Raw genomic sequence first — 26,899 nt, 5'->3', positions numbered from 1 at the left:
CCTACCACGCAAGGAGTTCCAGTGCTCGACGCCGATTTCTTCCGCCGCTGGATGACGGCGACCGCCGCCTCCGTCGACCGCGAGGCGGAACGGCTCACCGCCCTCGACTCGCCCATCGGGGACGCCGACCACGGCACCAATCTGAAGCGCGGGTTCACGGCCGTGCGGACCGCGCTGGAGAAGGAGGAGCCGCAGACTCCGGGTGCCGTCCTGGTGCTGGCCGGACGCCAGTTGATCTCGACGGTGGGCGGTGCGTCCGGGCCGCTGTACGGCACGCTGCTGCGCAAGACCGGCAAGGCGCTCGGCGATGCCGCCGAGGTCGGCGAGGAGCAGCTGGCCGAGGCGCTGCGGGCCGGGGTCGACGGGGTGATGGCGCTCGGCGGCGCGGCGCCCGGCGACAAGACCATGATCGACGCCCTGGTGCCGGCGGTGGACGCGCTCGGCGAGGGCTTCGCCGCCGCGCGGGCCGCGGCGGAGGAGGGGGCGGTGGCCACCATTCCGCTCCAGGCCCGCAAGGGCCGGGCGAGTTATCTCGGTGAGCGCAGCATCGGCCACCAGGATCCGGGGGCGACGTCGTCGGCGCTGCTGATCGCCGCGCTGGCCGAGGCTGCGGAGGGTTGATCGTGAGCGAGGAGAAGCTGGTCGGGATCGTGCTGGTGTCGCACAGCGCGGACGTTGCCGCGTCCGTCGCCGAGCTGGCCAAGGGCCTCGCCGGCGGGGCCACGGCCGTGCCCGTCGCCCCGGCGGGCGGCACGGAGGGCGGCGAGCTGGGTACCAGCGCGGAGCTGATCTGCGCGGCGGCGGCCTCGGTCGACCGGGGCGCAGGGGTCGCGGTGCTCACCGACCTCGGCAGCGCGGTCCTCACGGTGAAGGCGCTGCTCGCCGAGGGCGGCGAACTCCCCGACGGTACGCGGCTGGTGGACGCGCCGTTCGTCGAGGGCGCGGTGGCCGCGGTGGTCACGGCGTCGGCGGGCGCCGACCTGGACGCGGTGGAGGCGGCGGCCAAGGAGGCGTACGACTATCGAAAGGTGTGACCGAAAGGTGCGACCGATCGGTATGACGGGGGCGGCGCAGGCCGCGGCTCGCGAGGACGACAGGGGCCGGGGACCCGGGCCGATGCCGGCATAGGCCCCCCGGCCGCCCGCGTCGGCGCGGGTTCGGCGACGACAGCGTGTCCGCGCCTGAGGCATGAACTCCCTTTCCTTCTCGGGCAGTTCAGCCGTAGCGACCCTCAGCATACGTAACCCCCAGGGGTGGTCACCAACCGCGGCCCTCTTGCTGCGACCGACCCGGCCGGGCCATATTGGTCCGGACCTTTCCCGTACTGCCGTTCCCGGGGGGCAGAGCCGTGCGACGCGTTCCCCTTCCGCCGGCGCTGTCCTCCGCGGCCCTGCTGCTGACCCTGCTGCTGATCGCGTCCTGCGGCTCGAGCCGGGCGGCCGACGGCGACGAGGGCCGCGCGCCCGGCGCCCCGACCGGGGTCACCGCCGCGGCGGGCAGCGCCACGAGCGTGCACGTGATGTGGAACGCCGTGCCGGACGCGCCGGGCATCCATTCCTACGAGGTCTATCGCGACGCCACGAAAGTGGAGGAAGTACCGGGCGCCCAGCACATGGTGGACGTCACCAGGCTCAGGCCGTCCACCATGTATGCCTTCACCGTCCGGGCCCGGGACACCGACGGGCGTCTCGGCCCGCCCAGCCAGGCGGTGCGGGCGCGGACCCCCGCCCTGACGGCGGCGGACCGCACCGCCCCGACACGCCCGTCGGAACTGTCGGGTCGGGCCGTGGGCAGCCGGGTGGTCCAGCTGTCCTGGACCGCGTCCCGGGACGACCGGGCGGTGGTGTCGTACGACGTCTACCAGGGCGGGGTGAAGATCCACAGCGTGGGCGGGAACCGGACGGCGACCGCGGTCACCGGGCTGCGCCCCGGCACCCGGTACGTGTTCACCGTGCGGGCCCGGGACGCGGCCGACAACCTCTCCCCGGCGAGCGCCCCGGTCCGGATCGCCACGCCGGGCACCGACGACGGGCGGGACAGCGACACCGCGCCCGGCGGCTTCACGGCCACGACCCACGAGGCGGGCGGGGCGTACTACATCGACCTGGCCTGGGATCCGCCGCGCACGGACGGGGTGATCACCGAATACCAGATCCTGCTCGACGGAAGCACGACCACCTCCCTGGTGTGGGGCGGCACACCGCCGCACGGCCGGGCGACGTACAGCTTCTACGCCGGCCGGGATGCCGGGGCGGAGCACCGGGTGCGGATGCGGGCGCGGCTGCCCGACGGCACCTGGGGCGGGTACTCCGCGGAGCGGACGGTGACCACGCGCGGCCGACCCGGCCGACCCGGCCGACCCGGCTCAACCGGCTGATCGGGCCGATCCGGCTGATCCAGCCGACTGAGCCGACCGGGCCGGTCCGCGCGCCCACGGCGTGTCGGCTTGCGCCGGACGAAGGAATCCGTCACCTGGCCGGGTGCGGTCCACGTGCGGAGCCCTTGCAGGCCGCGTTGGCTGCGGGTGAGGCAGCACGGACACTTCCCCGACCCCCGGCGGCGCATGGGACGTACCGCCACCCGTGCCGCCGGAGGCCAGTCAATGCGCACTAGACGACTCCTTCTCAGCTCCGGCCTGGCCCTCGCGGCTGCCGTCGCGCTCCCGGCCGGGCTCGCCGGGCCGTCCGCCGCGGCCTCGGGCATCTCCGTGAGCACCACCGGGTCCACGGTCTCGGTGGTCACCAGCGCGTGCTCCCAGATCAACGGCAGCTGGGGCACCGCCGCCCTGCTGACCAGCCGTCAGGCGAACTTCTCGCAGGGCCGGCAGGTGAGCCTGTCGGGCACGACCATCAGCCAGTCCGCGGCCTGGTCGGGGGTGAGCCCGGGGACGTACACCGTCGTGGTGATCTGCTCCAGCGGCAGTACGGCGGGCACCCAGTCGGTCAACGTCTCGTCCGGCACGACCCCGACCACCTCGTCGACGACGTCGACGGCGGCCCCCTCCCGGGGCGTGATGGGCGGACTGGGCGGCGCCGCCCGGGACTACGGCACGCTCACCCTGGGGGTGGGCGCGGCGCTGGTGGGCACGGGCGTCATCGCTGCGGGCTGGTACCTGCGCCGCCGCTCGAAGCCGTACCGGCTCTGAACAGCCGTACCGGCTGTGGACTCCCGCGCCGGCTCCGAAGCCACCGCGCCGGGTCAGGATTTCAGGCGTCCGGGAGCCCGTCCAGCTCCTCCAGGGCGTGGGTGAGCCACTGCGTCCAGAAGGTCTCCAGGTCGATGCCCGCCCGCAGGACCAGATGGCGCAGCCGGTCCTGCGGGGCGTCCCTGTCCGGCGGGAAGTCGCGCTTCTCGATGTCCTGGTACTCGGCCAACTGCCGCCGGTGCAGCTCCAGATGGCGGCGCAGGTCGGCCTCCATGCCCGCCGTGCCGACCACGGCGGCGGCGCGCAGCCGCAGCAGGAGCGTGTCCCGCAGCGGCTTGGGGTCCTGGGAGGCGGCCGTCCAGCGGGCCAGTTCGGCGCGGCCCGCGGGCAGGACCTCGTAGCTCTTCTTCTGCCCGCGGGCCGGCTGCTCGGCCGGCAGTGTGCGGATGTAGCCCTCTGCCTCCAGTTTTCCCAGCTCGCGATAGATCTGCTGGTGCGTCGCGGACCAGAAGTACCCGATCGACTTGTCGAACCGGCGGGTCAGTTCCAGCCCCGACGACGGCTTCTCCAGCAGGGCGATGAGGATGGCGTGCGGCAGGGACATGGGCTCATCCTAAGGAGGCGCGGTGCGCGCCCTACAGCGCCGCCGCCACCTCCGTGCCCTGCTTGATGGCCCGCTTGGCGTCCAGCTCGGCCGCGACGTCGGCGCCGCCGATCAGGTGCGCGCTGCGCCCGGCGGCGACCAGCTCCTCGTACAGGCCGCGGCGCGGCTCCTGGCCGGTGCAGAGGACGACGGTGTCGACTTCCAGGACCGTGCTCTCGTCGCCGACGGTGATGTGCAGGCCGGCGTCGTCGATCCGGTCGTAGCGCACGCCCGGGACCATCGTGACGCCGCGGTGCTTCAGCTCGGCGCGGTGGATCCAGCCGGTGGTCTTGCCGAGTCCGGCGCCGACCTTGCTGGTCTTGCGCTGGAGCAGGTGGACGGTGCGCGGCGGGGCGGGCCGGCGCGGTGCGGCGAGGCCGCCCGGTGCCGCGTAGTCCATGTCGACGCCCCAGTGCCGGAAGTACGTCTGAGGGTCCTCGTTCGCCTTGTCGCCGCCGTCCGTGAGGAACTCGGCGACGTCGAAGCCGATGCCGCCGGCGCCGAGGATGGCGACGCGGTCGCCCACGGGGGCGCCGCCCTGCAGTACCTCGAGGTAGCCGAGGACGCGGGGGTGGTCGACGCCGGGGATGTCCGGGGTGCGCGGGGTGACGCCGGTGGCGACGACGACCTCGTCGAAGCCGTCCAGGTCGGCCGCGCTCACCCAGGTGTCGAGGCGTACGTCCACGCCGTGGGCGTCGAGCTGGTGACGGAAGTAGCGCAGGGTCTCGTCGAACTCCTGCTTGCCGGGGACCTTGCGGGCGACGTTGAGCTGGCCGCCGACCTCGCTCGCGGCGTCGAACAGCGTGACCTGGTGGCCGCGTTCGGCCGCGCTGACGGCGCAGGCGAGTCCGGCCGGACCGGCGCCCACGACGGCGACGCTCAAGCGCCGCCGGGTCGGCGAGAGCACCAGCTCGGTCTCGTGGCAGGCGCGCGGGTTGACCAGGCAGGAGGTGATCTGGAGGTTGAACGTGTGGTCGAGGCAGGCCTGGTTGCAGCCGATGCAGGTGTTGATGGCTTCGGGCGTCCCGGCGGCGGCCTTGGCGACGAAGTCGGGGTCGGCGAGCATCGGGCGGGCCATCGAGACCATGTCGGCGAAGCCGTCGGCCAGCAACTCCTCGGCGAGTTCCGGGGTGTTGATGCGGTTGGTGGTCACCAGCGGCACGGACACCTCGCCCATGAGCTTCTTGGTGACCCAGGCGTAGGCGCCGCGCGGCACGGAGGTGGCGATGGTGGGGATGCGGGCCTCGTGCCAGCCGATGCCGGTGTTGATGATCGTCGCCCCGGCGGCCTCGATCGCCTTGGCGAGGGTGACGACCTCCTCCAGCGAGGAGCCGCCCGGCACCAGGTCCAGCATGGACAGCCGGTAGATGATGATGAAGTCCTCGCCGACGGCCTCGCGCACGCGCTTGACGATCTCGACGGGGAAGCGCATCCGGTTCTCGTACGAGCCGCCCCAGCGGTCCTCGCGGTGGTTGGTCTGCGCGGCGATGAACTCGTTGATCAGGTAGCCCTCGGAGCCCATGATCTCGACGCCGTCGTAGCCGGCCTGCCGGGCGAGGCGGGCGGCGCGCGCGTAGTCGTCGATGGTCCGCTCGATGTCGGCGTCGGTCATCTCGTGCGGCACGAAGGGGCTGATCGGGGCCTGCAGGGCGCTCGGTGCGACGAGGTCCTTGTGGTAGGCGTACCGGCCGAAGTGCAGGATCTGCATCGCGATCCGGCCGCCCTCGCGGTGCACGGCCTCGGTGACGACCTTGTGGTGCTCGGCCTCCGCCTCGGTGGTGAGCTTGGCGCCGCCCTCCCACGGCCGGCCCTCGTCGTTGGGCGCGATGCCGCCGGTGACGATGAGGCCCACTCCGCCGCGCGCGCGGGCCGCGTAGAACGCCGCCATGCGCTCGAAGCCGCGCTCGGCCTCCTCCAGGCCCACGTGCATGGAGCCCATGAGCACGCGGTTGGGCAGTGTGGTGAAGCCCAGGTCGAGCGGGGTCATCAGGTGCGGGTATCGGCTCATCCGGCCCTCCGTGCGCAGTGTCGTCGCCTCTTGTTGTAGAGGAAGCGCGAGCCATTGTGCAACTAGTTGCATAAACACGCCGAGGTGAGGCCCATCACTCTGTACCTACTAGTATGTACACTCAGGCCGACCGACGCCCGCTCGGAGAGGAAGCCCGACATGCCCTTCGTCCGCATCGACACCCTCGGCACCGACCGCGACCGCCTGGAGGCGCTCGGCCGGGCCGTCCAGGACGCTCTGGTGGAGACGATCGGCGTCCCGCCCGACGACCGGTTCCAGGTGCTGACCGGCCACGACGGCGTGACCGGCACGCTGCGCTACGACGACTACCTCGGCGTGCGCCGCGACGACGGCCTGGTGTTCGTCGCGATCACCATGCGCTCCGGGCGCAGTGCGGAGCAGAAGCGCGCCCTGTACCGGCGGATCGCGGAGCTTGCCCAGGAGTACGCGGGTACCGAGCCGCGCAACGTGTTCGTCACCGTCACCGAGAACGAGTCCGCCGACTGGTCCTTCGGCCACGGGCTGGCGCAGTACGCCCCGGCCGACGGGGAATCGGCCGGGGCGTTGTCGTAGCGGGCTTCTGTCAGCGGCTTTCCAGGCGGAGGTGGAGGTCCCTCTCCTGGTCGCCGGAGGCCGTGCAGGTCTCGTACACGGTGAACATGGAGTCCAGGGTGTGGCGGAAGCGGTCCACGGCCCAGTACCCGCCCTGGACGTCCGCCACGACGGAGTGGCCGAGGTGGACCGGCGGGCAGCTCTTCCCGCGGGCCTGCGCCACGTCGTACGTGCCGAGCCACACCATCGGACGGGTCTCGTGGATCTGCTGCGGCACCTCGTCCGGCCCGCGGTCGGAGGCGAAGCACAGGCCGAGCACGTCGAAGACGATGCGGGCGTCCTCCTTGGAGCATCCGCTGATCTCCACCGAGACGGTTTCCGGGTGCGACCGCTCCGTGTTCGTCATTGATCGCTCCTTTCGTGGCCCGCTGCGGCGGCACGAGCATGCCGCCCCACCGCGTCCACCCCCAGCAAAGCACCACCGGCCGGTGAGCACTACCGCTGCGGGCCCCGTCGGGTCAGCCGCAGAAGAACGTGTCAGCCCCGGGTGAACTTGTAGGTCTTGCTGTCCGTGAGCACGCAGAACCCCGGTGACACGACGATCACGCGCAGGATGCCGGTACGGCGGTCGTAGTCGATCCCCTCCGCCTCGAAGGTTCCCGAGCAACCGCTGCGCAGCGGCAGCCGGCGCAGGGCCGTGACGTGGCCGGAGACGTCCGCGGAGCCGTTCGGGGCGGCCGACAGGTCGATCTGGAGCAGCGGCTTGGTGAGGCCGAAGAGGCTGCCGTCCGGGTCGTCGGAGGAGCACAGCAGGGTCGTCGGGCCGGAGAAGTCGCAGCCCTGGACGTCACGGACCGGGTGGTCGAGGCGGACCGTGGCGGCCTGCGGGAGGTTCGCCGAGGGCGAGGTGCTCGCGTTCACGCCGGGGGTCGGGAAAACCAGCAGGCGGCTCATCGTGCCCCACTCGCCCGACAGCATCCACTGGCCGTCCGGGGAGATCGCGTCCCAGGAGTTGTTGAGGGCCTCGCCGGCGCTGAGCGTGTGGACGTACTCCGACCAGGTGCCGCCCGGTGACTGCACCCGGAACATCTTCGAGTTGCCGGAGTCCCGCTGGTAGGGCTCGATGTAGTAGCCGTTGTACGAGGCATCGGGGTCGCCGACGTGATTCCAGCCGCGCATGGAGACGCTGAGGGGAATGGTTGCGATGCCGGTGTAGTGGTTGGGGCTGCCCGCCGGGACCTCCACCGAGGTCAGGCCCTGGCTCTCGGTCAGCGGGTCGGCCCGGTCGGAGCCGGTCTCGGTCCAGGTGTCGGCCGCGGAGGCGGGTGCCGGTGCGGCGAGGGACACGACGACGGCGGTGGCGAGCGTGACGAGTCCCGTCAGGACTGCGCGACAACGATGTCTGGCGGTTGCGGGCACGGACGCGGGCATGGCCGACTCCTCGGACGGGGGGTGGGGGCACTCGGTCGGCGGACAGTCTGGCCCGCCCGAGTAGTCATGTACAGACCAATGCAGCAAACATGGGTCCGAACTCTCACGGCCCTGGGCCCCGCGCTGTACGGTCTGGGCAGGAGTCCAGCGCACCGCGCACGCCCCCGGCGCGGTGACTCCGGCGCACGCCTGCCGCCGTGGTGCGAGATGGTGGAGGGATACGGCGACGGAGAGTCGGATGTGAGCGCGCTGGAACAAGGGGAGTCGGCACGGGGGACGACGTGCCGTGCGGACGGGCGAAGGCGGTGCGTGGCATGAGTGCAGCCGAGGTCCCGGCGGCAGCGGACGGCGGCGAGCCCGTGCGCGGTCCGGTGCGGCCGGGCGGCCTGCTCGACGTGCTGGGCGTGGCCTCGGTGGTCCTCGACACCGACGGCCGGATCGTGCTGTGGAGCCCCCAGGCGGACGAACTGTTCGGATACACCGCGCAGGAGGCGCTCGGGCAGTACGCCGCCCGGCTGGTGGTGCACGAGCAGCACAGAGAACTGATCGGCAGGCTCTTCGCCGACGTGATGCGCACCGGGCAGAGCTGGGCCGGCGGCTTCCCGGTCCGGCACAAGGACGGCAGCACCCGTCTGGTCGAGTTCCGCAACATGCGCCTGCTGGACGACCGGGGCGACGTGTACGCGCTCGGGCTCGCCGCCGACCAGTCGACCGTACGGCGCCTGGAGCAGGACGTGGCGCTGTCCGAGCGAATGGTGAGTCAGTCACCGATCGGACTCGCCGTCCTCGACATCGAGTTGCGGTTCGTCTCCGTCAACCCTGCCCTGGAGAAGATCAACGGAATCCCCGCCGCCGAGCAGGTGGGGCGCAGGCTGCGCGAGGTGCTGCCGCAGCTGGACGCGGACGTCCTGGAGGGCGCGGCCCGGCGGGTGCTGGAGACCGGTGCGCCGCTGATCGACGACCGGCTCGTCGGCCGCACCCCCGCCGACCCCGACGAGGACCACGTGTGGTCGCTGTCGCTGTACCGGCTGGAAGACGCCATGAACAACGTGCTCGGTGTGGCGGTCTCGGTGTCCGACATCACCGAGCAGCACCGGGCCTCCGTGGAGGCCGAGGCGGCGCGGCGCCGGCTCGCGGTCATCGCCGACGCCTCCGCCCGGATCGGTACGACGCTGGAGCTGGAGCGCACCGCCTTCGAGCTGGCCGAGGTCGCCGTACCGGAGCTGGCCGACGTGGCGGCCGTGGATCTGCTGGACGCGGTGGCGGAGGGCCGGCCCAGCATGCTCGGCCCGTCGGAGGCCGCGGTGATCCGCGCCCTGGCGGTGCGCGCGGAGGACGGCACGGACGCCGTACGGGCCGCCGACCCGCCGGGCGGGATCGCCCGGTACGAGCCCGACCGGCTGGTCACCGAGTGCGTCCGCACCGGTGACCCGGTGCTGGTGCCCCAGGTGAAGGACGAGGACCTGCCGCGCATCGCCCGCTCCCCCGAGGCTGCCGTCCTGCTCGGCCGGGCGGGCCTGCACTCGTATCTGGCGGTGCCGCTCATCGCCCGCGGCGAGGTGCTGGGCGCCCTCGATCTCAAGCGCACCCGCAACCCGGCGCCGTTCGACGAGGACGACGTGCTGCTGGCCCGGGAACTGGCCTCGCGCGCGGCCGTGCAGATCGACAACGCGCGCTGGTACCAGAACGCCCGCAACACCGCGCTCACCCTCCAGCGCAGCCTGCTGCCCAGCCATCCGCCGGTGACGACGGGCCTGGAGGTGGCCTCGCGCTACCAGCCGGCCGGCGCGACCAGCGAGGTCGGCGGCGACTGGTTCGACGTCATCCCGCTGGAGGGCGGCAGGACGGCGCTGGTGGTGGGTGACGTGATGGGCAGCGGCATCAGCGCGGCGGCCACGATGGGCCGGCTGCGCACCGCGACCACCACGCTGGCCGCCCTCGGCCTCGACCCGGCACTGCTGCTGGAGCACCTGGACAAGACCACCTCGGCCCTGGACCACTCCATCGCGACCTGTGTGTACGCCGTCCACGACCCGCATCTGCGCCAGTGCCGGATCGCCAACGCCGGCCACCTGCCGCCCGCCCGGGTCCGCCCCGGCCGGCCGCCGGAACTGCTGGACCTGCCCACCGGGGTGCCCCTGGGCGTGGGCGGGGTCGAGTTCTCCACCATCACCGTCGACTTCGAACCCGGCGACGAACTCGTCTTCTACACCGACGGGTTGGTGGAGACCCGCTGCCACTCCCTGGACGAGCGCCTGGACTTCATGCTGTCCCTGCTCGACGACCCCTCACGCCCCCTGGAGGAGGTCTGCGACCTGCTCCTGCGGACACTGCACCACCCCGACAACCACGACGACGTGGCCCTGCTCATCGCCCGGGCGCAGGAACTGCCGTAAGCGGCACCTTCGTTACGGCTGCTCCCGTACGCCGATCACCACATGCGCGTACGCCTCCTCCGCCACCGCCACACGGGTCGTCAGACCTGCTTCGGTGAACGCCTCCACGGCGGACCGCGCCTGGCGTTCGCTGGTCTCGGTCAGCAGGCAGCCGCCCGGCGCCAGCCACTCGGGGGCCCCGGCGGCCACCCGGCGCAGGACATCGAGGCCGTCCACGCCGCCGTCGAGGGCGGTCAGCGGCTCGTGGTCGCGGGCCTCGGCCGGCAGGAGCGCCACCTCCGCGCTGGGCACGTAGGGCACATTGGCCGTCAGGATGCCGACCCTGCCCCGCAGGCCGGCGGGCAGCGCGTCGAACAGGTCGCCCGCGTGGGCCGTGCCGCCGTAGGGAGCGAGGTTGTGGCGGGCACAGCGTACGGCGGCCGGGTCGATGTCGGCGGCGTGCACCTCGGCATCGCCCAGGGCGGTGGCGAGCGCGGCACCGAGCGCGCCCGAGCCGCAGCACAGGTCGACGACGACCCGCGCGTCCGGGGCCTGGGCCAGGGCCTGGTCGACCAGGAACTCGGTACGGCGGCGGGGGACGAAGACGCCCGGCTCCACGGTGATGCGCAGTCCGTGGAACTCGGCCCAGCCGAGGACGTGTTCGAGCGGGACTCCGGCGACGCGCCGGTCCACCATCGCGGCGAGCTCCCGCGGGCCGCGAGCGGTGGCGAGGATCAACTCCGCCTCGTCCTCGGCGAAGACGCACCCGGCGGCGCGCAGCGTGGAGACGACGACGGAAGAGGAGAGCGGGGGCGGGAAGGGAAGAGAGGGCATGAACACCGAGAGCCTTTCGGAAACCTGGAGCCGAAGGGCGCTCTCGCGGTCACCGGTGCCGGCGTTCCGCGCTGTCACAGACGGCTGTCACAAGAAGAGAGCACCCCAGCTGACACAGCGGTAATGGGTCTCACCTCCTCGACAGCCCGAAGCCGCGCACGTCCGCGGCGGGACGGCCACCATACCCCAGCGCCCGCAAAGCCCGTCGTCCACGCCGAGTTCGAAACTGTCTGGCGCGGTGGAGTGGGGCCCGTTACGATCGCCGCGATGACCACTCACTCTGTTTTCAGATGGGGGGTCCCGTCCGCGCAAGGTGAGTGCTGATGCTCACTGAAACCGCGTACGGGGATTCCCGGCTCTCTTTGTGGCGGCGCGTGCGCGAGTACGCCGTACCGCCACCCGTGATCGAGACCGCGACCGCCCGCCGCCGCGCCGGTGACTGGGCGGGGGCGTGCGCCGCCGCCGGTGTCGACGTCGACCTCGATCTGCGTACCGTCGCCCGCGCCCATGGGCGGGAGCTCATGGCCCGGCTCCGCGCGGATCTGCGCCGTCTCGCTCCCGACCTGCTGCGCTGGCACATGCCGAGGATCGCGCCCGACGGGCTGTTGCGGCCGGGGCTCACCCTCACGCTGGCCCGCTACGAGGGACGTGACCCGGCCTGCCCGGTGCACCTCGTGGCACGGACTCCGCCTGCCTGGGCGGACGCCGGCCAGCGGATCGGCCTCGCCCTGTGGGACGGCTCCCGCCCGGCGGCCGGCCACCATCCGCATCCGCACCCCAGCCCGCGCTACCGGCTCGATCTGCACCGGCACTTGTGGGACGCCTCCCGGGCCGCGGAACTGCGTGTCCGGTCCGGAGCCGAACAGCCGCCGGGCGACGGCGACTTGGGGCCGCCGGACGACGCAGTGTCGGCGGCCGTCCCGGCGGGGCGCGGCTGTGCCGTCGACCGCTGGGCGGCCGAGGCGGGGATCCTGCTGCGCGCGGAAGGGCGAGCCGACGGCACCTTCGCCGTACGTCTGGGCGGCCGGCACCGGCTGGTACTGGAGCTGGTCCAGGACGCCGGCGGTCCGGCCTCGCCCGCCCTGCGGCTCGCGGTGCCGCCGGACGACAACCGCTCCGCGGTGCCCGTGCTGCCCGACGCGGCGACCTGGGTGCCGCCCGACCTGGAGCTGCTCCGCGCGGGTCTGCTCGGCCTCGAGCAGGCGCACCCGCTGGTCGCCGCCGCACTGGTCCCCGGGCACGTGCCGTCCGGCGCGCCGCGCGGTCCGGACCCGGTCGGCACGCCACGGCTCGTGGAGTGCCGGGGTGCCGAACACCGCATCGGTCTGGTCGACGGCGTACTCGCCCCGCTGGACCACGGTCCGGACGAGATCCGTCGGGAGGAGCTGCTGGTCGCGCTCGGCGGCACGCCACTCCCCTGCCTGCGGGCCATCGACGAGGCGCACCGGCGCCCGGACTGTCTCACCGGGGTCCGTGAGCGCCTGGACCACGGAGACACCGCCGGTGCGCTGGCCGTGGTCGAGGGGCTGCTGGGGCCCGACGCGCTGCTGCGCGCCGGCGCCCTGCGGGACGAGCTGGAGGCGGCGGCGGAGCGCCGCATCGCCTACGGCCTCTACCGGGCGGGGCTGATCGGCACCGGCCCGAACCCCGCTCCTGCTGACCGCCGCCGCACCCGGGCCCACCGCCGCCGCCCGCGCCACGCGGTGCGCGGCTGATTCCGGCCCCCGTCGCCTGATCCCGGCCCGCTGTCCCCGACGCGGTCTCTCCGTCTCCCACTCCGGCTCAACAGCCCTTTCTGCTCGGCCTGTTCCGTCCGCCACTCGCCCCAAGGTGATCACCATGCCTCTGCACACCCCTGCCGCCCCTGCCGCCCCTCTCTCCGCCCTTCCTCCCGCCGCTCAACTCGACGTGGCCGCCGGCCTCTTGGCTCTGCTCCGGGACACAACCACCGAACCCCGCGCCGACATCCAGCTGGAGGCGCTGACCTTGGCCGTTGCCGCCGATCTTCCGGTGCTCCTGTGGGGTGAGCCGGGCATCGGCAAGACCGCGGCCCTGACCCAGCTCGCGACCGCCCTGGACCTGCCGCTGACCACCGTGATCGCCAGCGTGCACGAGCCGTCCGACTTCTCGGGGCTGCCCGTCGTGGGCGACGATCCGGCGGAGCAGGGGGTGCCCATGGCCCCGCCGGACTGGGCGGTGCGGCTGGTCCGGGCCGGCCGGGGCCTGCTGTTCCTGGACGAGCTGTCCACCGCGCCCCCGGCCGTGCAGGCCGCCCTGCTGCGGCTCGTGCTGGAGCGGCGGATCGGCGCGCTGCAACTGCCGCCCGGGGTACGGATCGTGGCCGCGGCCAATCCGCGGTCCTCGGCGGCCGACGGCTGGGAGCTGAGCCCTCCACTGGCCAACCGGTTCGTGCATCTGCAGTGGACGCACGATCACGACGTCGTCGTACGCGGCCTCGGCGGGACCTGGCCACGGGCGACGCTGCCCCGGCTGGAGCCCGAGAAACTGCCGGAGGCCGTGGCGTTCGCGCGGCGCGCGGTGTGCGGCTTCCTCTCCGCGCGCCCGGGGCTCGTGCACCGGCTGCCTCAGGGCGAGACCCGCCGGGGCGGTGCCTGGCCGTCGCCCCGGAGCTGGGAGGCGACGCTGCGCCTGATCGCGTTCGCGACGGCCGCCGATTCCTCCCGCGATGTGCTGTCCCTGCTGGTCAGGGGCGCGGTCGGGGACGGTCCGGGCCTGGAGCTGCTGGCGAGCCTGGACCGCCTCGACCTGCCGGACCCCGAGGTGCTGCTGGCCGACCCGGCCGGCGCGGTGCTGCCCGAGCGCGGCGATCTGCGGCAGGCCGTGCTGGACGGGGTGGTGGACGCCGTCCGCAAACGGCCGGAGCGTCCTCGCTGGGACGCGGCCTGGGCGCTGCTGGTCCGCGCGCTGGACACCGGCGCCCCGGACGTGGTGGTCGTTCCCGCGACCACGCTGGCCTCGCTGCGCCGGGACGACTGGAACGTACCGGCGTCGATCGAGCGCCTCGCCGGGGCGGTGAAGCTGTCCCGGAGGGCCGACGACGCGGCGCACCGGGCGAAGGCAGGCAGCGGGGCGCGCCGGTGACGGCGGGCACGCACATGGAGGAGGACGTGTCGGGGGCGCTCGACCTGGACAAGCTCTTCGCCGCCCGGTTGCACGCGGCCCGGGTCCGGCCCTACCTGGCCACCGCGCTGTTCGCGCTGCACCCGGTGGAGTCGCGGCAGGTGCCGACGATGTCCGTCGACCGGCACTGGCGGTGCTATGTCTCGCCGGCGTTCGTGGACCGCATGCCGGTCGAGGAGCTGGCCGGGGTGTGGGTGCACGAGGTGTCGCATCTGCTCCGCGACCATCACGGACGTGGCGACCGGGTCGCGCGGGAGCACGGCCTGACCGGCCCGGGTGAACGGCTGCGGATGAACATCGCCGCGGACTTCGAGATCAACGACGATGTCTACGGCGAAGGGCTGGTACGGCCGGAAGGCGCCGCGGCCCCAGGGGACTTGGGGCTGCCAGAGGGGCGCCTCATGGAGGAGTACCTGAGGATGTTCCGGCTCGGCGGGCGGCTGGACCGGCTGGCCTGGCTGGACTGCGGCAGCGGGGCGGACGGCCTGGAGCGCCCCTGGGATCTCGGTCCGGACGGTGCGCACGGACTGAGCGACCAGGAGCGGGACGCGGTCCGGTTCCGGGTGGCGCAGGGCATCAACGGCCGCCCCGGCGATGCCCCCAAGGGCTGGCGGCGCTGGGCCGAGGAGGTGTTCCATCCGCCGCTGCCCTGGCGGGAGTTGCTGGGCGCGGCGATCCGCTCGGCGGTCTCCGGTCCGGGCGCGGGCGATGACTACACCTACGGCCGCCCGTCCCGGCGCGCGGCCGGGATGCCGGGGGTGGTGCTGCCGAGCCTGCGGCGCAAGCCGCCCCGGGTCTGCGTGGTGATCGACACCTCCGGGTCGGTCAGCGACACCGAACTGGGCGGTGCGCTCCTGGAGGTCGCCGCGATCTGCCGTGCCGTGGGCGGCCGTTCGGACCTGGTCACCGTGGTGTCCTGCGACGCGGCGGCGCAGAGCGTGCATCCGCTGTGCCAGTCGGCGGGTATCCCGCTGACTGGCGGCGGCGGGACGGATCTGCGGGCGGGGTTCGCCCGTGCGCTGCGCGCACGGCCCCGGCCCGACGTCGTCGTGGTCCTGACCGACGGGCAGACGCCCTGGCCGGACACCCGGCCACCGTGCCGGACCGTGGTGGGGCTCTTCCCCCGGCACCGGTCGCCGGCCCGGCGGTGGAACGAGAGCAGTCCCGAGTACCGGCCGGACGCGCCACCGGCGTGGGCGCGGGTGGTGACCATCGGGTCTGCGGCCTCATGAGCACTTCCGGAAGAGGGGGCGCCGCCCGTCGGCCGGGGGGGCGCCCCTCAGCGCGGACGGGTGGCGCCCCTCAGCGCGGATTGCGGTACGGGTCCTCAGACGCCGACCGTCTCCTCGATCTCTTCCTCGGCCTCCGCCTCGGCCTGTTCGTGGGTCTTCCGTTCCGCCTTGCGTTCCGTCTCCCGGCCGGTCCGGGTGCTTTCGTAGCGACCGGCGATCGTGGTCACGGCCACTCCGACGAGGAGCCAGACCGCGAGGGTCCACGCGTTGCGGGCGAGGCCGTCGTTGCCGAAGTAGAGCAGGCTGCGGATGCCCTCGACGAACCCGGCGCCGTTCCAGAAGGCGTGCAGGGTGCCGAAGAAGCCGTTCTGCAGCTCGGGCCGGAACAACCCGCCGGAGCTGGTGAAGTTGAGCATCACGAACAGCACCATCATCGTCAGCGTGGTCCACCGCTTGAGGAAGGTGTGCAGGCCGACGCCGATGAGGAGGATGCCGGCGGAGTACAGCCAGGCCATGCCCCACACGCCCGCGAGGTCGTGGTGCGCGAGGTGGAACACCGGCCCGGCGAGCAGCGTGCCGATGCCGCCGATCACGGCGGAGACGCCGAACGCGAGCAGTGCCCGTACCCGCATGGGCAGGGCGGCGCCCGCGGCACCGAGGGCGGCGACCGAGGCGTAGGAGCCGATGCTGACCGCGATCAGGAGGAAGAACAGGCCCTGCCCGGTGGGGTCGTCGGCGACCGGCCGGGCCACGTCGGTGACCTTCAGCGGGACGCCCTCCTCCGCGGCGACCGGCGTGAAGATCTTCTCGACGGCCGTGGCGCCCATGTCGGAGGCGGCGCTCGCCACCAGCAGCTCGGGCGTCTTGGCGCTCGGCACATAGGCGCCGGTGACATCCCGGGACCTGAGCAGGTCGACGGCGTCGGCACGGGTGGCGACGGTGCGGACGTCGAGCTTGTCCCCCGCGGTGTCCTTGACCGTCTGGGCGAACACCTTCGCCTTCGGAGCGGTCCCCACGACGGCGACGGGCAGGTGGTGCGGCTCCGGGGCCACGAAGGCCCCCATGTACGCAAGCCCCATGCCTATGCACATCAGGAGCGGGGTGATCAGGTGCGTGAGCACATGGCGCAGTGCCGGTGACCTCATCGGGCGCGAACTCCTCAGGTGGTTGGCTTATACAACTTTCACTTCAAGTTGTACTATACAACTAGAACGCCGGAGGAGGTAGTCCCGTGAGCACAGCGAAGTCGGCCGTCGAGACGATCCAGCGCGAGATGACGCGCTTCGCCCGCCGGGCGCGTGCCTCGGCGGGACGCATGCACCCCGAGCTGTCGCTGGTGTCGTACACCCTGCTCGGCCACCTGGAGGAGCGCGGCAGCTGCCGGGCGACCGACCTGGCGGCGCACTACGCCCTGGACAAGTCCACGGTGAGCCGCCAGGTGGCCGCGCTGGAGCGGGCCGGGCTGGTCGAGCGCCGCCTGGACCCGGAGGACCACCGGGTGCAGGTGCTGCATCTGACGGAGGCCGGAGAGGAGATCCTCGCCCAGGTCACCCGCAGTCGCCGGGCTGCCTTCCAGGAGCGGCTGGCGGACTGGCCGGAGGAGGACCTGGTGCGGTTCGCGGCCTACCTGGAGCGGTACAACGCCGCAGCGGGCGGCCCCACGGCCGGCTGAGCCAGGCCCCCACCGGATCTCGTACTGTTGAACCATGAACGTCACCCGAGGCTTCACGGGTCGCCCCCGCGTCCACAACCCGGGGCTGCCGCCCGGTCAGTACGACGCGCGCGACGAGTGGCCCGTCCTGTCCGCCGAGGTCACCCCGGACCTGTCCCCCGCCGACTGGTCCTTCCGCATCGACGGCCTGGTGGAGCGGCCGTACACCTGGGACTGGGAGGCGGCACGGGCGCTGCCCGCCGCGGGGTACGAGGGTGACATCCACTGTGTGACCGGGTGGTCGAAGTTCGGCGTGCGGTTCGGCGGCGTCTCGCTGGACGCCTTTTTCAATGTGGTGCGACCCCATGGGTCCGCCACACATGCGATCGCCTATTCACACACGGGCTACACCACGAACCTGCCGCTCGCAGACCTCACCGGCGGCCGGGCCTGGATCGCCTGGGAGTACGACGGAAAGCCGCTGCCGCCCGAGCACGGCGGCCCGGCGCGGCTGCTCGTGCCGCACCTGTACTTCTGGAAGAGCGCCAAGTGGATCGCGGGCATCACGCTCCTCGACCACGACGAGCCGGGCTTCTGGGAGGGCAATGGGTATCACGAGCGGGGCAACCCGTGGGAGGAACAGCGGTACTCCGGTGACTGAGACTGTGACGACGACTTCGTTCGCCGTGCCCGGGCGCATCGCGGTGAACGAGCAGGTGGCGTCGGCGTGGCAGACGGCCACGCTGACCGGCATCCGGGCCGAGACGCCGCACGCGGCCACCTTCCGCCTCGCGGTGCCGGGCTGGGCGGGGCATCTGCCCGGCCAGCACCTGATGCTGCGGCTGCGGGCCGAGGACGGCTATGTGGCCCAGCGCCACTATTCGATCGCGTCCGCGCCGGACGACTCCGGGCACATCGAGCTGACCCTGGACCGGGTGCCGGACGGCGAGGTGTCGGGCTGGTTCCACACGGTGGCCAGGCCCGGTGACACGGTCGAGGTGCGCGGCCCGCTGAGCGGCTTCTTCGCCTGGCCCGGTGACCGGCCCGCGCTGCTGCTCGGGGCGGGTTCCGGGGTCGTACCGCTGATGTCGATGGTGCGCCACCACCGGGCGCGCGGCCTGGCCGTCCCGCTGCGGATGCTCGTGTCCGCCCGCAGCCCCGAGGAACTGATCTACGCCGGGGAACTCGGCGCGGAGACGACGACCGTGTTCACGCGCAGCGCTCCCCAGGGGGTGCCGGTGGGACGTATGGCCGCGGCACATGTGACACCGCTCCTGGCGGAGCAGCCCGTAGGTGGGTGGGAGGCCTATGTGTGCGGCTCCAACGGCTTCGCCGAGCACGCCTCCCGGCTGCTGGTCGACGCAGGCCAGCCGGTGCACCGGATCCGCATCGAACGCTTCGGCTGAGGGGCGTCTCCCGCGTTTCTGGGGCGCGTAGCGGACGTCGTGCTCCAGGTGGGCTGGAACTCGCGGTTCGCAGTGTGAGCGAGGTGCTCCGTACGGGGTACGAGACGGGTGTGGACGCTCGTATGCGTGAGCGGCAGCGGGGGTGCGGCGGGCCGTGCTGCGGCTCGTCCGGCTCGTCGGCTCCGGCGGCGGCGAGGAGGTGGACATGCGTACCCAGGTGCGCGGCTGGCGCTTGCGGCGCAATCCGCTGCGGCGCCGGTCGGACGTCGTCGAGGCGTGGACGCTGCTGCTCGTCGCCGTCCTGCTGTTCGTGGTCTCGCCCCTGGTCGGGGTGGCGGCGGGCCTGCGCGCCCATGACCAGGCGCAGAGCCGCGCGGACGCACAGCGGGCCGAGCGGCACCGGGTGCGTGCCGTGGTCGTCGGCGACACTCCCTCGCAGCTGCCCTCGGTACAGGGCGACCGTGATCACCCCTACCGGGCCGAGGTCCGCTGGACCGAGCCCGGCAAGGGGGCACGGACCGCGCCGGCCCGGGTCCCGGCGGGCGTCCGGACCGGGGACGTGGTCTCCGTGTGGTTCGACGCCAAGGGCCACAATGTCGCCGCGCCGCCCGACGCCGTCCAGATCTGGCAGCACACCGTGACCGTCGGCCTGTGCGCGGCGGGCGGCGCGGCGGGCGTGGTCCTGCTCGGGCACGCCGTCGAACGCCGGATCGCCCTGCGCCACCGGCTGGACGAGTGGGAGCGGGAGTGGGCCCTGACGGGGCCGAAGTGGAACCAGCCCAGGGCGTGAGCCCCGGGTGACCCGATCACCGGCCCCTCCCGCCCGACGACCAGTCCCGAGTCCGGTCCGAAGTCCTCTCCCGAAGGTGGTTGTTGATGGCCCTGTTCGACCTCCCCCTCGATGAACTCCGCGAGTACCGCAGCGCGTCCACCGAGCCCGCGGACTTCGACTCCTTCTGGGGCAAGACCCTGCAGGAGGCACGCGAGCACGAGCTGGCGGCCCGTTTCGAGCCCGTGGAGGCCGGGCTGGCCACGGTCAGGGTGTACGACGTGACGTTCGCCGGGTTCGGCGGGCACCCGGTCAGGGGCTGGCTGCGGGTGCCGGCCGACGCGACGGAACCGCTGCCGCTGGTCGTGGAGTTCATCGGCTACGGCGGCGGGCGCGGGCTGCCGCACGAGAAGCTGCTGTGGGCGTCGACGGGCCGGGCGCACTTCGTCATGGACACCCGCGGGCAGGGCAGCGGCTGGGGCGGCGGCGGTGGCACGCCGGACCCGGTGGGCGCGGCGCCCGCCTACCCCGGTTTCATGACCCGGGGCATCGACGCACCCGAGAACTTCTACTACCGGCGGGTGTTCACGGACGCGGTGCGCGCCGTCGAGGCGGCCCGTTCGCACCCGCTCGCCGACGCGTCGCGGACGGTGGCGATCGGCGAGAGCCAGGGCGGCGGCATCGCCCTCGCCGTCGGCGGGCTCGTCCCCGACCTGGTCGCGGTCGCGCCGGACGTGCCGTTCCTGTGCGACTTCCCGCGGGCGGCGACGCTGACGGACCGTCACCCGTACCGGGAGATCGGCATGTTCCTCAAGACGTACCGCGGTCGCTCGGCCGAGGTGCTGCGCACCCTCTCCTACTTCGACGGCGTGCACTTCGCGGCCCGGGGCCGGGCCCCGGCCCTGTTCTCGGCGGCGCTGGAGGACCAGACCTGCCCGCCGTCGACGGTGTTCGCGGCGTTCAACGCCTGGGCGCACGGGGACAAGGCGATCGAGGTGTACGACTTCAACGACCACGAGGGCGGCGGGCCGTTCCAGGAGGCGGAGAAGGTGCGCTGGCTGCGGTCGTACGCCTGACGGAGCGGAGAGGTCGTGACGGGTCTCCGGGCTGCTCCCGGGCGCCTTCCTGGAGCGGGCGGCGGAGGTGCCGGCGGGTGTGTTTCGGCCGAACCGGCAGGCCGCTCTTCCCTTGTGGTTTAGACCAATGCTAGATGTGGTCGCACAATGAGCCCGAACGGCTACGTCTTGTCACCAACAGGAGGCGCGGCATGGCCCGCACCACCCCGCACGACCACCCCTTCGACCACCCGCACGATCCGCCGTACGACTCTCCTGGGACCGACGGCCAGCCCCTGTACTGGCAGATCGCGACGCTGCTCCTCGACGAACTGCGCGCCGGCAGCATTCCGCCGGGCGAACGGCTGCCAGGTGAACGGCACTTGGCCCGGCACTTCGGGGTCAGCCGGGAGACGATCCGGCAGGCGCTGGAGGTGCTGCGCCGCGGCGGTCTGGTCGCGACCGACCGGCGGGGCAGCCACGCGACACTGCCCGGCCGCCCGGTCGAGACGGCGGACGCGCTCACCTTCCCGGTGGGCGCGCGGCCGGGGGACCCGTGCACGGTGGACCTGGCCACGGTGGCCTGGGAGGCCCCGCCGCCGCAGCACGCGCAGGCGCTGGGGCTCGCCCCGCACCGGCCGACGCTGGTGCACCGCTACCGGTCGCAGACGCCGGACGGCCGGTCGCTGCGTACGGCGGTGACGTCGTTCTCGGCCGTGGCGCTGGCCGAGGTGGCGGAGCTGGGGCGATACCGCGACCGGGCCGACGGGGCCACTCCGGCGCAGTTGCGCCTGGCCTACGACTGGATGCGCAAGGCCGGCCTGGCCCTGCATCACCGGGACTCCATCACCCAGCTCGGCGACGCGTCCTCGGTCCGGGTGACCCGGCGGGTGCACGATCAGTACGCCCGCCCCCTGGAGATCACCGATCTGGTGGCGAACGCCGAACAGGACGCCCTGGTCTACGAGTTCACCCTGCCGGCGGCGGGCTGAACGCGCGCCACCACCAGCCGGGCCCGGGGGCTGCCGTCGCCGCGCCGTCCGAACTCGGGCAGTGCCCGCAGGTCGACGGTGAAGCCGGCACGCGCCAACTCCCTGAGCACGTCGGAGAGTCGGAACGTGCGGTAGTACATGACGAACGGCGGTCGCCACACGGCGTTGCGCACGCGCATCACCGCGTCGAAGCCGAGCAGCATCCAGTAGGCCGGGCTCGTAGGGCGCGGCGGTGCGGGCACCGGGAAGGCGAAGCAGCCGCCGGGCCGCAGCACCGAGCGGACCTGGGCGAAGAGTCCGGGCAGCTCCCGGGGCAGGAAGTGGCCGAACGCCCCGAAGCTGACCACCAGGTCGAAGGCCGCCGTGAAGGGCAGGGCCCGGGCGTCGCCGCGCACCCAGGCGACGCCCGGCCCGCCGGCCCTGGCGGAGCGGCGGCGGGCGATGTCGAGCATGCCCGCACTGAAGTCGACCCCGGTGACGCTGCGGCGGCACACGGTGGTGAGCACGTCCAGCCCGGCTCCGGTGCCGCAGCACAGGTCCAGCCCGTCCTCGAACGGGCCGAGCGGCGCGAGCGCCTTCGCCACGGACTCCAGCACCGGCCCCGGCGTGCGGAACGGGGTCCGGTCGAACTTCGGGGCGAGCAGGTCGTAGCCGTGCTCGACGGACGACAGTGCCTGCGCGGCGAGTTCACGGAGGGTCGGTCCCTCGGGGCTGAACATCGCCTCAGCCCAGGGCCACGCGCTGTTCGAGGACCGCGAGAGCCCGCCGGCACCAGCGCTCGTTCTCCTCCTCGAAGCCGATCCCGGCCATGAGGGTGAGATACGGCCCGACGCGCTCGGCGGTGCGCAGGTACTCCTCCTCGGTCCGCCCATCGAGGAGGCGCTCGCGCACCCGCCGGTAGCGGTCGAGCTTCCCGCGCGCCCAGCCCAGGCGCTCCTCGATCAGCGCCCGCGGGACCTCGGGATCGCCGTCGCCCATGGCCTGGATCTTGATGAGGAGTTCGTCCCGGATGGCGGTGGGCCGCTTGGGCGGCTCGGCGGCGAAGGCGCGCAGCTGCTGCCGGCCGGCCTCGGTGAGCGTGAACATCCGCTTGTTGGGCCTGCGTTCCTGCTGCACGACCCGGGCCTCGACGAGTCCGTCGCCGGCCAGGCGTTCCAGCTCGCGGTAGAGCTGCTGGGGGGTGGCGGGCCAGAAGTTGGCGAGCGAGACGTCGAACACCTTCGACAGCTCGTAGCCCGAGGCCTCGCCCTCCAGCAGGGCGGCCAGGACGGCGTACTTGAGCGACATGTGGACAGGCTAACAGCGGTTGATTACTCTCACCCGCACCTATTCAATTAATTGAGTATAGGATGTGAGGTGATCCGATGCGTGCGTTCCGCGAGGCGGTCGAGGCCTGGGACATGGACGCCATCGAGGCGCTGCTGGCGGAGGACGTGGTCTTCACCAGCCCGGTCGTCTTCAAGCCCTACCCGGGCAAGGCGATCACCGCGGCGATCCTGCGTGGGGTCTCCCGGGTGTTCCAGGACTTCCGGTACGTCCGCGAGATCGGCGACCCGGACGGCGCCGACCACGCGCTGGTCTTCAAGGCCCGGGTGGGCGACCGCGAGGTGACCGGCTGCGACTTCCTGCATGTGAACGAGGACGGGCTGATCGACGACTTCATGGTCATGGTCCGCCCGCTGTCCGGCGCGCACGCCCTCGCCGAGGCCATGGGCGCGCAGTTCGAGCAGATCGCGCGGGAGGCGGAGGCGCGGTCCGCCTGAGCACCGCGCCTCCGCTCCGGACGGGCCGTGAGCGTCAGCCCTTCAGCTGGTCCAGCGTGGCCTTGGCGTCCGTCTTCAGCCAGCCCGACACGTCGGAGATGGACGGCGGGTTCTTGTCGTCGTCGTACGAGCTGAGGTAGGAGCTGTAGCTCATCGTGTACGTCACCCAGCCGTCGCGGACGGCGAGGGTGGCGTAGCGGGAGCCGCTGGAGGAACCACTGGTGGTGTCCTCCGTGACGAGGTAGGCCTCGTCACCCAGGCCGCTGACCGAGGTGACGTCGTAACCCTTGTGGCTGTCACCGTAGTTCTTCCACGTGGCGGTGAACTCGGGCCCCGGGTCGGTCTTCTTGTGCAGGTCCAGCTGGAGGGTCAGGTAGGCGTCGGAGAGCGTGGAGCCGCTGCTCTTCTTCAGGCCCAGGCTGCAGTAACCCTCCTCCAGCGCCGACTGCTTCAGGGAATTGTGGATGGGCGAGGAGTCGCCCTCGGGGTACTCGTCCTTGAAGGACGAGTAGTCCGCGCCGGAGCAGAGGTTCGTGGGCGCCGAGTAGCCGCGCAGGTCCGCACTGTCGCCCTTGCCGCCGATCAGGAAGACCCCGCCGGCCCACACGGCGGAGGCGACGACCGCGCCGACGACGCCCCACAGCACCGCCCGCCCGGCACCACCACCGCCACCACCGCCACCGGACGGCGGCACGGGCACAGGCCCGTACTGCGGCGGCTGTGCGTACGGGTTTCCCGGCTGCGGCTGGCCCGGCACGGGCTGGGCGGCGGGCTGGCCGACCATCGTGGGCTGCGCGTAGAAGTTCCCCGGCGGGGGCGACTGCGGGTTCGGGTACGGGTAGGCCGTCGGCTGCGCCGGGACCGCCGGCTGCGCTGCGGGCGGCTGGGGCTGAGGCTGCGACCCGGGCTGGTCGGCCGGCTGCGGTGGCTGCGGTGGCGTGGACATGTCGTGAAGATAAGGCACGCTTGGCGGTCAAGTCCCCTGTCGTCCGGGATCGTTATGGTCTGGGGACATCTGATGCGGCTCGGTGACAAACTCCCGCATCCTCAGTCATCCGTCTCCCCAAGACGCACCGGCAGAGCGCGCACACTGTTCCCGACGAAGCTCGCATGCCGGACCAACTCGGTCTCGGGTACGGCGAGTTCGACTGCGGGGAAGCGAGTGAACAGCTGTTCCAGTGCGACTGTCGCCTCAAGCCGGGCCAGCGGGGCGCCCAGGCAGTAGTGGGCGCCGTACCCGAGCGAGATGTGGTGCACGGCGTCGGCGCGGGTGGGGCGGGTGACGTCGAAGCGGTCGGCGTCCGGGCCATGCGCGCCGGGGTCGCGGCCGGCGGCGGAATAGCCGGCCAGCACCGGCGTGCCCGCCGGTATGAGCGTGCCGTCGACGGTCAGGTCCCGCACCGGGTAGCGGAACGGGAAGTAGCTGACCGGCGCGTCCCAGCGCAGCGTCTCCTCCACGACATCTGCCCAGCTCACCCGCCCGGCACGCACCAGGTCGAGCTGGTCGCGGTGGCCGCACAGCGCGCGCACGGCGTTGGTGATCAGGTTGAGCGTGGTCTCGTGCCCGGCGATGATCATCAGAACCAGGGTGCCGATCAGCTCCTGCTGGCCGAGCCGGTCCCCGCCCTCGTCCCGGGCTGTGATGAGCGCGCTGGTGAGATCGTCGCCGGGGTGCGCGGCCTTCGCGGCGGCGATCTGGCCGAGGACCTCGACGAGTTCGCGGTTGGCGGCGATGGCCGCGTCCGGCTCGATGTCGGTGGCCACCACCTGGCTGCTCAGGTGGTGCAGCCGGTCGCGGAACTCGGGTGCCACGCCCAGCAGTTCACAGATGACCCCCATCGGCAGGGGCAGCGCGAAGTGCCGCCGCAGATCAGCGACCCCGCCCGCCTCCGCGGCAGCCCGCTCCAGGCCGTCCAGCAGGGATGCCGTCAACTCCTCGACGCGCGGCCGGAGTTCCTCGACCCGGCGAGGCGTGAAGGCCCGGCTGACCAGGGACCGCAGCCGCCGGTGGTCGGCCCCGTCGGCGGTGGTCATGCCCTGCACGGTCGCGAAGGTCAGCAGCGGCCAGCCCGCGGCGATGCGGCCCTCCTGCAGGTCCGTGAAGTGGCGTGCGTTCTTGGCGACTTCGGGATGCTGGAGGAAGTCCTTCAGCGCGTCATGCCCGAGTACGGCCATCCCCTGGATCCCGCCCGGCAGTTCGACCGGGGCCACGGCACCGCGGGCCAGCAGCCGCGCGTTGTCGGCGTGTGGGCAGCCCCCCGCGGGGTCCAGGCGGTGCGGTGGCAGGGCAGGGGTGGTCTCCACGGATTCTCCCGACGTCGGCGGCAGGGGCGGTCCGTGCCAGGGAATCAACCACGACCCGGGGAATACATCAGCCCACCGGCCTGTTGACGAAGGCAGAACGGCCGCTATAGTGCCGTCAGCACCTGTGTACGCCCCCTCACGTGGGCGCCGGTGCCAGTTCCTCCCGCAGTCGGCCGGTCCCGGCCTGCCGCTTCTCTCAGTACCACCTCGTGACGAGGCCGTCATCGCCTCCCCGAGGTGCCGTTCCCGCCGCCCGGAGACGCAGCCATACGCATCCGTACGCATCCGTACGTCTCCCGCTCGCGGCCTTCCCCCCTTCTCCACCGCTGTCCGTCCGCGAAAGGACCTTCACCCATGACCACCACACTCGAACACCCCCCTGCGGCACCGCAGCCCCAGGCCGCCGACCGGCTCGTCACCGGCGTCCTCGACATCGACGCACACGGGAAGGGGCACCTGCGGGCCGCGAGCCTGCTCCCCTCCCCCGCCGACCCGCAGGTCCCCGCCACGCTGATCCGCCGTCACGGACTGCGCAAGGGCGACCTCGTCGAGGGCGTCCGCGCTGCGCAGCGCGCGCTGAGCGAGGTCTCGCGCGTCAACGGCCGCGCGCCCGGCGGGAACCGCCGCGTCTTCCAGAAGCTCACGCCGCTCCACCCCCGCCAGCGCATCCGGCTGGAGCACCCGGCCTCCGGCCTCGCCGGCCGTGTCACCGACCTGTTCGCGCCGGTCGGCAAGGGCCAGCGCGGGCTGATCGTGGCGCCGCCGAAGAGCGGCAAGACGGTGCTGCTCCAGCAGCTCGCCGCGGCCGTCGCCGGCAACCACCCCGAGTGCCGCCTGATGGTCCTCCTGCTGGACGAGCGGCCCGAGGAGGTCACCGAGATGCGGCGCTCGGTGCGCGGCGAGGTGTACGCCTCCACCTTCGACCGGTCGCCGAAGGAGCACATCGCCCTCGCGGACCTGGTCGTCGAGCGGGCCAAGCGGCTCGTCGAGGCCGGTGAGGACGTCGTCGTCCTGCTGGACTCCCTGACCCGGCTGTGCCGGGCCCACAACAACGCCTCCGCCGCCGGTGGCCGCACCCTCAGCGGCGGTGTCGACGCGGGCGCGCTGCTCGGCCCCAAGCGGTTCTTCGGCGCCGCGCGCCAGGCCGAGGAGGGCGGCTCGCTCACCATCCTCGCCACCGTCCTGGTGGACACAGGCTCCCGTGCCGACGGCTACTACTTCGAGGAGCTGAAGAGCACCGGCAACATGGAACTGCGGCTGGACCGGGAGCCCGCCGCCCGCCGAGTCTTCCCGGCCGTGGACATCGACGCGACCGGCACCCGCCGGGAGGAACTGCTGCTCGCCCCGGCCGAGTTGACGGCCGTACGGGGTCTGCGCCGGGTCCTGCGGGCCCGGGAAGGCGGACCCTCCGGGCTGGAGACGCTGCTGGAGCGGATGCGCGAGACCCCGGACAACGCCGCGTTCCTGCGCCGCGTCCAGCCGACCCTGCCGTCCGGCTGACCCCGAGCCGGCCCTGCGACCGGCCGGCCCGTGCGGCATCCGGGTTGTTCCATGGGGCCGTCCGGCCCACCCAGCGCGACCCCCGGCGCACGCCTTCG

The 26,899-nt window shown here is 72.9% G+C and carries 27 protein-coding genes; 17 read left to right on the top strand and 10 right to left on the bottom strand.

Features of this window, described 5'->3' with window-relative positions; genetic code table 11:
- The first annotated feature begins 21 nt into the window (after positions 1-21).
- From dhaL to ACWD35_RS20435, 4 genes are all read left to right on the top strand, one after another.
- Entirely contained in the window at positions 22-621 is a 600-nt protein-coding gene (gene dhaL / locus ACWD35_RS20450; protein ID WP_451352688.1) for a dihydroxyacetone kinase subunit DhaL, read from the top strand.
- Between the two features lie 2 nt (positions 622-623).
- A complete protein-coding gene (locus ACWD35_RS20445) occupies positions 624-1,034 on the top strand; it encodes a PTS-dependent dihydroxyacetone kinase phosphotransferase subunit DhaM (RefSeq protein WP_451352687.1) in 411 nt (136 codons plus the stop codon).
- A 314-nt stretch (positions 1,035-1,348) separates the two neighbouring features.
- Complete coding sequence (locus tag ACWD35_RS20440; protein WP_451352686.1) at positions 1,349-2,377, top strand: fibronectin type III domain-containing protein; 1,029 nt, start codon at positions 1,349-1,351, stop codon at positions 2,375-2,377.
- Positions 2,378-2,602: 225 nt separating this feature from the next.
- Positions 2,603-3,145, top strand: coding sequence for a hypothetical protein (locus ACWD35_RS20435; protein ID WP_451352685.1), 543 nt, complete (start codon positions 2,603-2,605; stop codon positions 3,143-3,145).
- Positions 3,146-3,206: 61 nt separating this feature from the next.
- On the opposite strand, the gene ACWD35_RS20430 is transcribed toward ACWD35_RS20435, so the two are convergent.
- Both ACWD35_RS20430 and ACWD35_RS20425 read right to left on the bottom strand, forming a co-directional pair.
- Entirely contained in the window at positions 3,207-3,749 is a 543-nt protein-coding gene (locus ACWD35_RS20430; protein WP_451352684.1) for a PadR family transcriptional regulator, read from the bottom strand.
- Between the two features lie 31 nt (positions 3,750-3,780).
- Positions 3,781-5,796 (bottom strand): FAD-dependent oxidoreductase, encoded by a 2,016-nt coding sequence (locus ACWD35_RS20425; RefSeq protein ID WP_451352683.1) that lies wholly within the window; start codon positions 5,794-5,796, stop codon positions 3,781-3,783.
- Positions 5,797-5,955: 159 nt separating this feature from the next.
- On the opposite strand from ACWD35_RS20425, the gene ACWD35_RS20420 reads away from it, so the two are divergent.
- Positions 5,956-6,369, top strand: coding sequence for a tautomerase family protein (locus ACWD35_RS20420; RefSeq protein ID WP_451352682.1), 414 nt, complete (start codon positions 5,956-5,958; stop codon positions 6,367-6,369).
- A 10-nt stretch (positions 6,370-6,379) separates the two neighbouring features.
- Here the strand turns inward: ACWD35_RS20420 and ACWD35_RS20415 are convergent, their stop codons facing one another.
- Complete coding sequence (locus ACWD35_RS20415) at positions 6,380-6,754, bottom strand: hypothetical protein (RefSeq protein ID WP_451352681.1); 375 nt, start codon at positions 6,752-6,754, stop codon at positions 6,380-6,382.
- A gap of 131 nt (positions 6,755-6,885) precedes the next feature.
- Positions 6,886-7,779, bottom strand: a complete 894-nt coding sequence (locus tag ACWD35_RS20410) for a hypothetical protein (protein WP_451352680.1) — start codon at positions 7,777-7,779, stop codon at positions 6,886-6,888.
- Between the two features lie 314 nt (positions 7,780-8,093).
- On the opposite strand from ACWD35_RS20410, the gene ACWD35_RS20405 reads away from it, so the two are divergent.
- A complete protein-coding gene (locus ACWD35_RS20405) occupies positions 8,094-10,175 on the top strand; it encodes a SpoIIE family protein phosphatase (protein ID WP_451352679.1) in 2,082 nt (693 codons plus the stop codon).
- A 12-nt stretch (positions 10,176-10,187) separates the two neighbouring features.
- On the opposite strand, the gene ACWD35_RS20400 is transcribed toward ACWD35_RS20405, so the two are convergent.
- Positions 10,188-10,988, bottom strand: a complete 801-nt coding sequence (locus ACWD35_RS20400) for a putative protein N(5)-glutamine methyltransferase (RefSeq protein WP_451352678.1) — start codon at positions 10,986-10,988, stop codon at positions 10,188-10,190.
- A gap of 323 nt (positions 10,989-11,311) precedes the next feature.
- Between ACWD35_RS20400 and ACWD35_RS20395 the strand changes: the two genes are divergently transcribed.
- From ACWD35_RS20395 to ACWD35_RS20385, 3 genes are all read left to right on the top strand, one after another.
- Complete coding sequence (locus ACWD35_RS20395) at positions 11,312-12,703, top strand: hypothetical protein (RefSeq protein ID WP_451352677.1); 1,392 nt, start codon at positions 11,312-11,314, stop codon at positions 12,701-12,703.
- 124 nt (positions 12,704-12,827) lie between these two features.
- A complete protein-coding gene (locus ACWD35_RS20390; protein WP_451352676.1) occupies positions 12,828-14,090 on the top strand; it encodes an AAA family ATPase in 1,263 nt (420 codons plus the stop codon).
- A 14-nt stretch (positions 14,091-14,104) separates the two neighbouring features.
- Positions 14,105-15,361: a vWA domain-containing protein gene (locus tag ACWD35_RS20385; RefSeq protein ID WP_451352803.1), complete on the top strand. Its 1,257-nt coding sequence runs from the start codon at positions 14,105-14,107 to the stop codon at positions 15,359-15,361.
- A gap of 95 nt (positions 15,362-15,456) precedes the next feature.
- Here ACWD35_RS20385 and ACWD35_RS20380 read toward each other — a convergent pair whose 3' ends face one another.
- Positions 15,457-16,506 carry a hypothetical protein gene (locus ACWD35_RS20380; RefSeq protein ID WP_451352675.1) on the bottom strand — a complete coding sequence of 350 codons (1,050 nt, stop codon included), beginning with the start codon at positions 16,504-16,506 and terminating at the stop codon, positions 15,457-15,459.
- A 128-nt stretch (positions 16,507-16,634) separates the two neighbouring features.
- On the opposite strand from ACWD35_RS20380, the gene ACWD35_RS20375 reads away from it, so the two are divergent.
- The 6 genes from ACWD35_RS20375 (at position 16,635) to ACWD35_RS20350 (ending at position 21,234) form a co-directional block, all read left to right on the top strand.
- Positions 16,635-17,033 carry a MarR family winged helix-turn-helix transcriptional regulator gene (locus ACWD35_RS20375; protein ID WP_451352802.1) on the top strand — a complete coding sequence of 133 codons (399 nt, stop codon included), beginning with the start codon at positions 16,635-16,637 and terminating at the stop codon, positions 17,031-17,033.
- A gap of 34 nt (positions 17,034-17,067) precedes the next feature.
- Positions 17,068-17,673 (top strand): sulfite oxidase-like oxidoreductase, encoded by a 606-nt coding sequence (locus tag ACWD35_RS20370; RefSeq protein ID WP_451352674.1) that lies wholly within the window; start codon positions 17,068-17,070, stop codon positions 17,671-17,673.
- Entirely contained in the window at positions 17,666-18,418 is a 753-nt protein-coding gene (locus ACWD35_RS20365; RefSeq protein WP_451352673.1) for a ferredoxin reductase, read from the top strand. Before ACWD35_RS20370 ends, ACWD35_RS20365 begins: the two co-directional genes overlap by 8 nt.
- 154 nt (positions 18,419-18,572) lie before the next feature.
- The gene (locus tag ACWD35_RS20360) at positions 18,573-19,208 is read left to right on the top strand and encodes an Rv1733c family protein (protein WP_451352672.1); all 636 of its coding nucleotides are present in this window, start codon (positions 18,573-18,575) and stop codon (positions 19,206-19,208) included.
- An 86-nt stretch (positions 19,209-19,294) separates the two neighbouring features.
- The gene (locus ACWD35_RS20355) at positions 19,295-20,263 is read left to right on the top strand and encodes an acetylxylan esterase (protein WP_451352671.1); all 969 of its coding nucleotides are present in this window, start codon (positions 19,295-19,297) and stop codon (positions 20,261-20,263) included.
- 191 nt (positions 20,264-20,454) lie between these two features.
- On the top strand, positions 20,455-21,234 hold the full coding sequence (locus ACWD35_RS20350; RefSeq protein WP_451352670.1) for a GntR family transcriptional regulator: 780 nt from the start codon (positions 20,455-20,457) through the stop codon (positions 21,232-21,234).
- On the opposite strand, the gene ACWD35_RS20345 is transcribed toward ACWD35_RS20350, so the two are convergent.
- Entirely contained in the window at positions 21,204-21,953 is a 750-nt protein-coding gene (locus tag ACWD35_RS20345; protein ID WP_451352669.1) for a class I SAM-dependent methyltransferase, read from the bottom strand. The two genes, ACWD35_RS20350 and ACWD35_RS20345, sit on opposite strands and share 31 nt — an antisense overlap.
- A gap of 4 nt (positions 21,954-21,957) precedes the next feature.
- Complete coding sequence (locus ACWD35_RS20340; RefSeq protein WP_451352668.1) at positions 21,958-22,521, bottom strand: PadR family transcriptional regulator; 564 nt, start codon at positions 22,519-22,521, stop codon at positions 21,958-21,960.
- A 77-nt stretch (positions 22,522-22,598) separates the two neighbouring features.
- Here ACWD35_RS20340 and ACWD35_RS20335 point away from each other — a divergent pair, with 77 nt between their 5' ends.
- Positions 22,599-22,997, top strand: coding sequence for a nuclear transport factor 2 family protein (locus tag ACWD35_RS20335; RefSeq protein WP_451352667.1), 399 nt, complete (start codon positions 22,599-22,601; stop codon positions 22,995-22,997).
- Positions 22,998-23,031: 34 nt separating this feature from the next.
- On the opposite strand, the gene ACWD35_RS20330 is transcribed toward ACWD35_RS20335, so the two are convergent.
- Both ACWD35_RS20330 and ACWD35_RS20325 read right to left on the bottom strand, forming a co-directional pair.
- Positions 23,032-23,943 (bottom strand): hypothetical protein, encoded by a 912-nt coding sequence (locus ACWD35_RS20330; RefSeq protein ID WP_451352666.1) that lies wholly within the window; start codon positions 23,941-23,943, stop codon positions 23,032-23,034.
- Between the two features lie 101 nt (positions 23,944-24,044).
- Complete coding sequence (locus tag ACWD35_RS20325) at positions 24,045-25,301, bottom strand: cytochrome P450 family protein (RefSeq protein ID WP_451352665.1); 1,257 nt, start codon at positions 25,299-25,301, stop codon at positions 24,045-24,047.
- Between the two features lie 354 nt (positions 25,302-25,655).
- On the opposite strand from ACWD35_RS20325, the gene rho reads away from it, so the two are divergent.
- Positions 25,656-26,801 carry a transcription termination factor Rho gene (gene rho / locus ACWD35_RS20320; RefSeq protein ID WP_451352664.1) on the top strand — a complete coding sequence of 382 codons (1,146 nt, stop codon included), beginning with the start codon at positions 25,656-25,658 and terminating at the stop codon, positions 26,799-26,801.
- Positions 26,802-26,899 lie beyond the last annotated feature (98 nt).

It is taken from the genome of Streptomyces sp. NPDC002671 (assembly GCF_053592475.1).
Note: the sequence above shows the minus strand (reverse complement) of the source record. Positions and strands in the feature narration are given on the sequence as shown.

Bases quoted from the DNA above. Each gene is read 5' to 3' on its own strand.
- ACWD35_RS20435 (WP_451352685.1), top strand. From the start codon at position 2,603: ATGCGCACTAGACGACTCCTTCTCAGCTCCGGCCTGGCCCTCGCGGCT.
- ACWD35_RS20430 (WP_451352684.1), bottom strand. From the start codon at position 3,749: ATGTCCCTGCCGCACGCCATCCTCATCGCCCTGCTGGAGAAGCCGTCG.
- ACWD35_RS20425 (WP_451352683.1), bottom strand. From the start codon at position 5,796: ATGAGCCGATACCCGCACCTGATGACCCCGCTCGACCTGGGCTTCACC.
- ACWD35_RS20420 (WP_451352682.1), top strand. From the start codon at position 5,956: ATGCCCTTCGTCCGCATCGACACCCTCGGCACCGACCGCGACCGCCTG.
- ACWD35_RS20415 (WP_451352681.1), bottom strand. From the start codon at position 6,754: ATGACGAACACGGAGCGGTCGCACCCGGAAACCGTCTCGGTGGAGATC.
- ACWD35_RS20410 (WP_451352680.1), bottom strand. From the start codon at position 7,779: ATGCCCGCGTCCGTGCCCGCAACCGCCAGACATCGTTGTCGCGCAGTC.
- ACWD35_RS20405 (WP_451352679.1), top strand. From the start codon at position 8,094: ATGAGTGCAGCCGAGGTCCCGGCGGCAGCGGACGGCGGCGAGCCCGTG.
- ACWD35_RS20400 (WP_451352678.1), bottom strand. From the start codon at position 10,988: ATGCCCTCTCTTCCCTTCCCGCCCCCGCTCTCCTCTTCCGTCGTCGTC.
- ACWD35_RS20395 (WP_451352677.1), top strand. From the start codon at position 11,312: ATGCTCACTGAAACCGCGTACGGGGATTCCCGGCTCTCTTTGTGGCGG.
- ACWD35_RS20390 (WP_451352676.1), top strand. From the start codon at position 12,828: ATGCCTCTGCACACCCCTGCCGCCCCTGCCGCCCCTCTCTCCGCCCTT.
- ACWD35_RS20385 (WP_451352803.1), top strand. From the start codon at position 14,105: ATGGAGGAGGACGTGTCGGGGGCGCTCGACCTGGACAAGCTCTTCGCC.
- ACWD35_RS20380 (WP_451352675.1), bottom strand. From the start codon at position 16,506: ATGAGGTCACCGGCACTGCGCCATGTGCTCACGCACCTGATCACCCCG.
- ACWD35_RS20375 (WP_451352802.1), top strand. From the start codon at position 16,635: ATGACGCGCTTCGCCCGCCGGGCGCGTGCCTCGGCGGGACGCATGCAC.
- ACWD35_RS20370 (WP_451352674.1), top strand. From the start codon at position 17,068: ATGAACGTCACCCGAGGCTTCACGGGTCGCCCCCGCGTCCACAACCCG.
- ACWD35_RS20355 (WP_451352671.1), top strand. From the start codon at position 19,295: ATGGCCCTGTTCGACCTCCCCCTCGATGAACTCCGCGAGTACCGCAGC.
- ACWD35_RS20350 (WP_451352670.1), top strand. From the start codon at position 20,455: ATGGCCCGCACCACCCCGCACGACCACCCCTTCGACCACCCGCACGAT.
- ACWD35_RS20345 (WP_451352669.1), bottom strand. From the start codon at position 21,953: ATGTTCAGCCCCGAGGGACCGACCCTCCGTGAACTCGCCGCGCAGGCA.
- ACWD35_RS20340 (WP_451352668.1), bottom strand. From the start codon at position 22,521: ATGTCGCTCAAGTACGCCGTCCTGGCCGCCCTGCTGGAGGGCGAGGCC.
- ACWD35_RS20335 (WP_451352667.1), top strand. From the start codon at position 22,599: ATGCGTGCGTTCCGCGAGGCGGTCGAGGCCTGGGACATGGACGCCATC.
- ACWD35_RS20330 (WP_451352666.1), bottom strand. From the start codon at position 23,943: ATGTCCACGCCACCGCAGCCACCGCAGCCGGCCGACCAGCCCGGGTCG.
- rho (WP_451352664.1), top strand. From the start codon at position 25,656: ATGACCACCACACTCGAACACCCCCCTGCGGCACCGCAGCCCCAGGCC.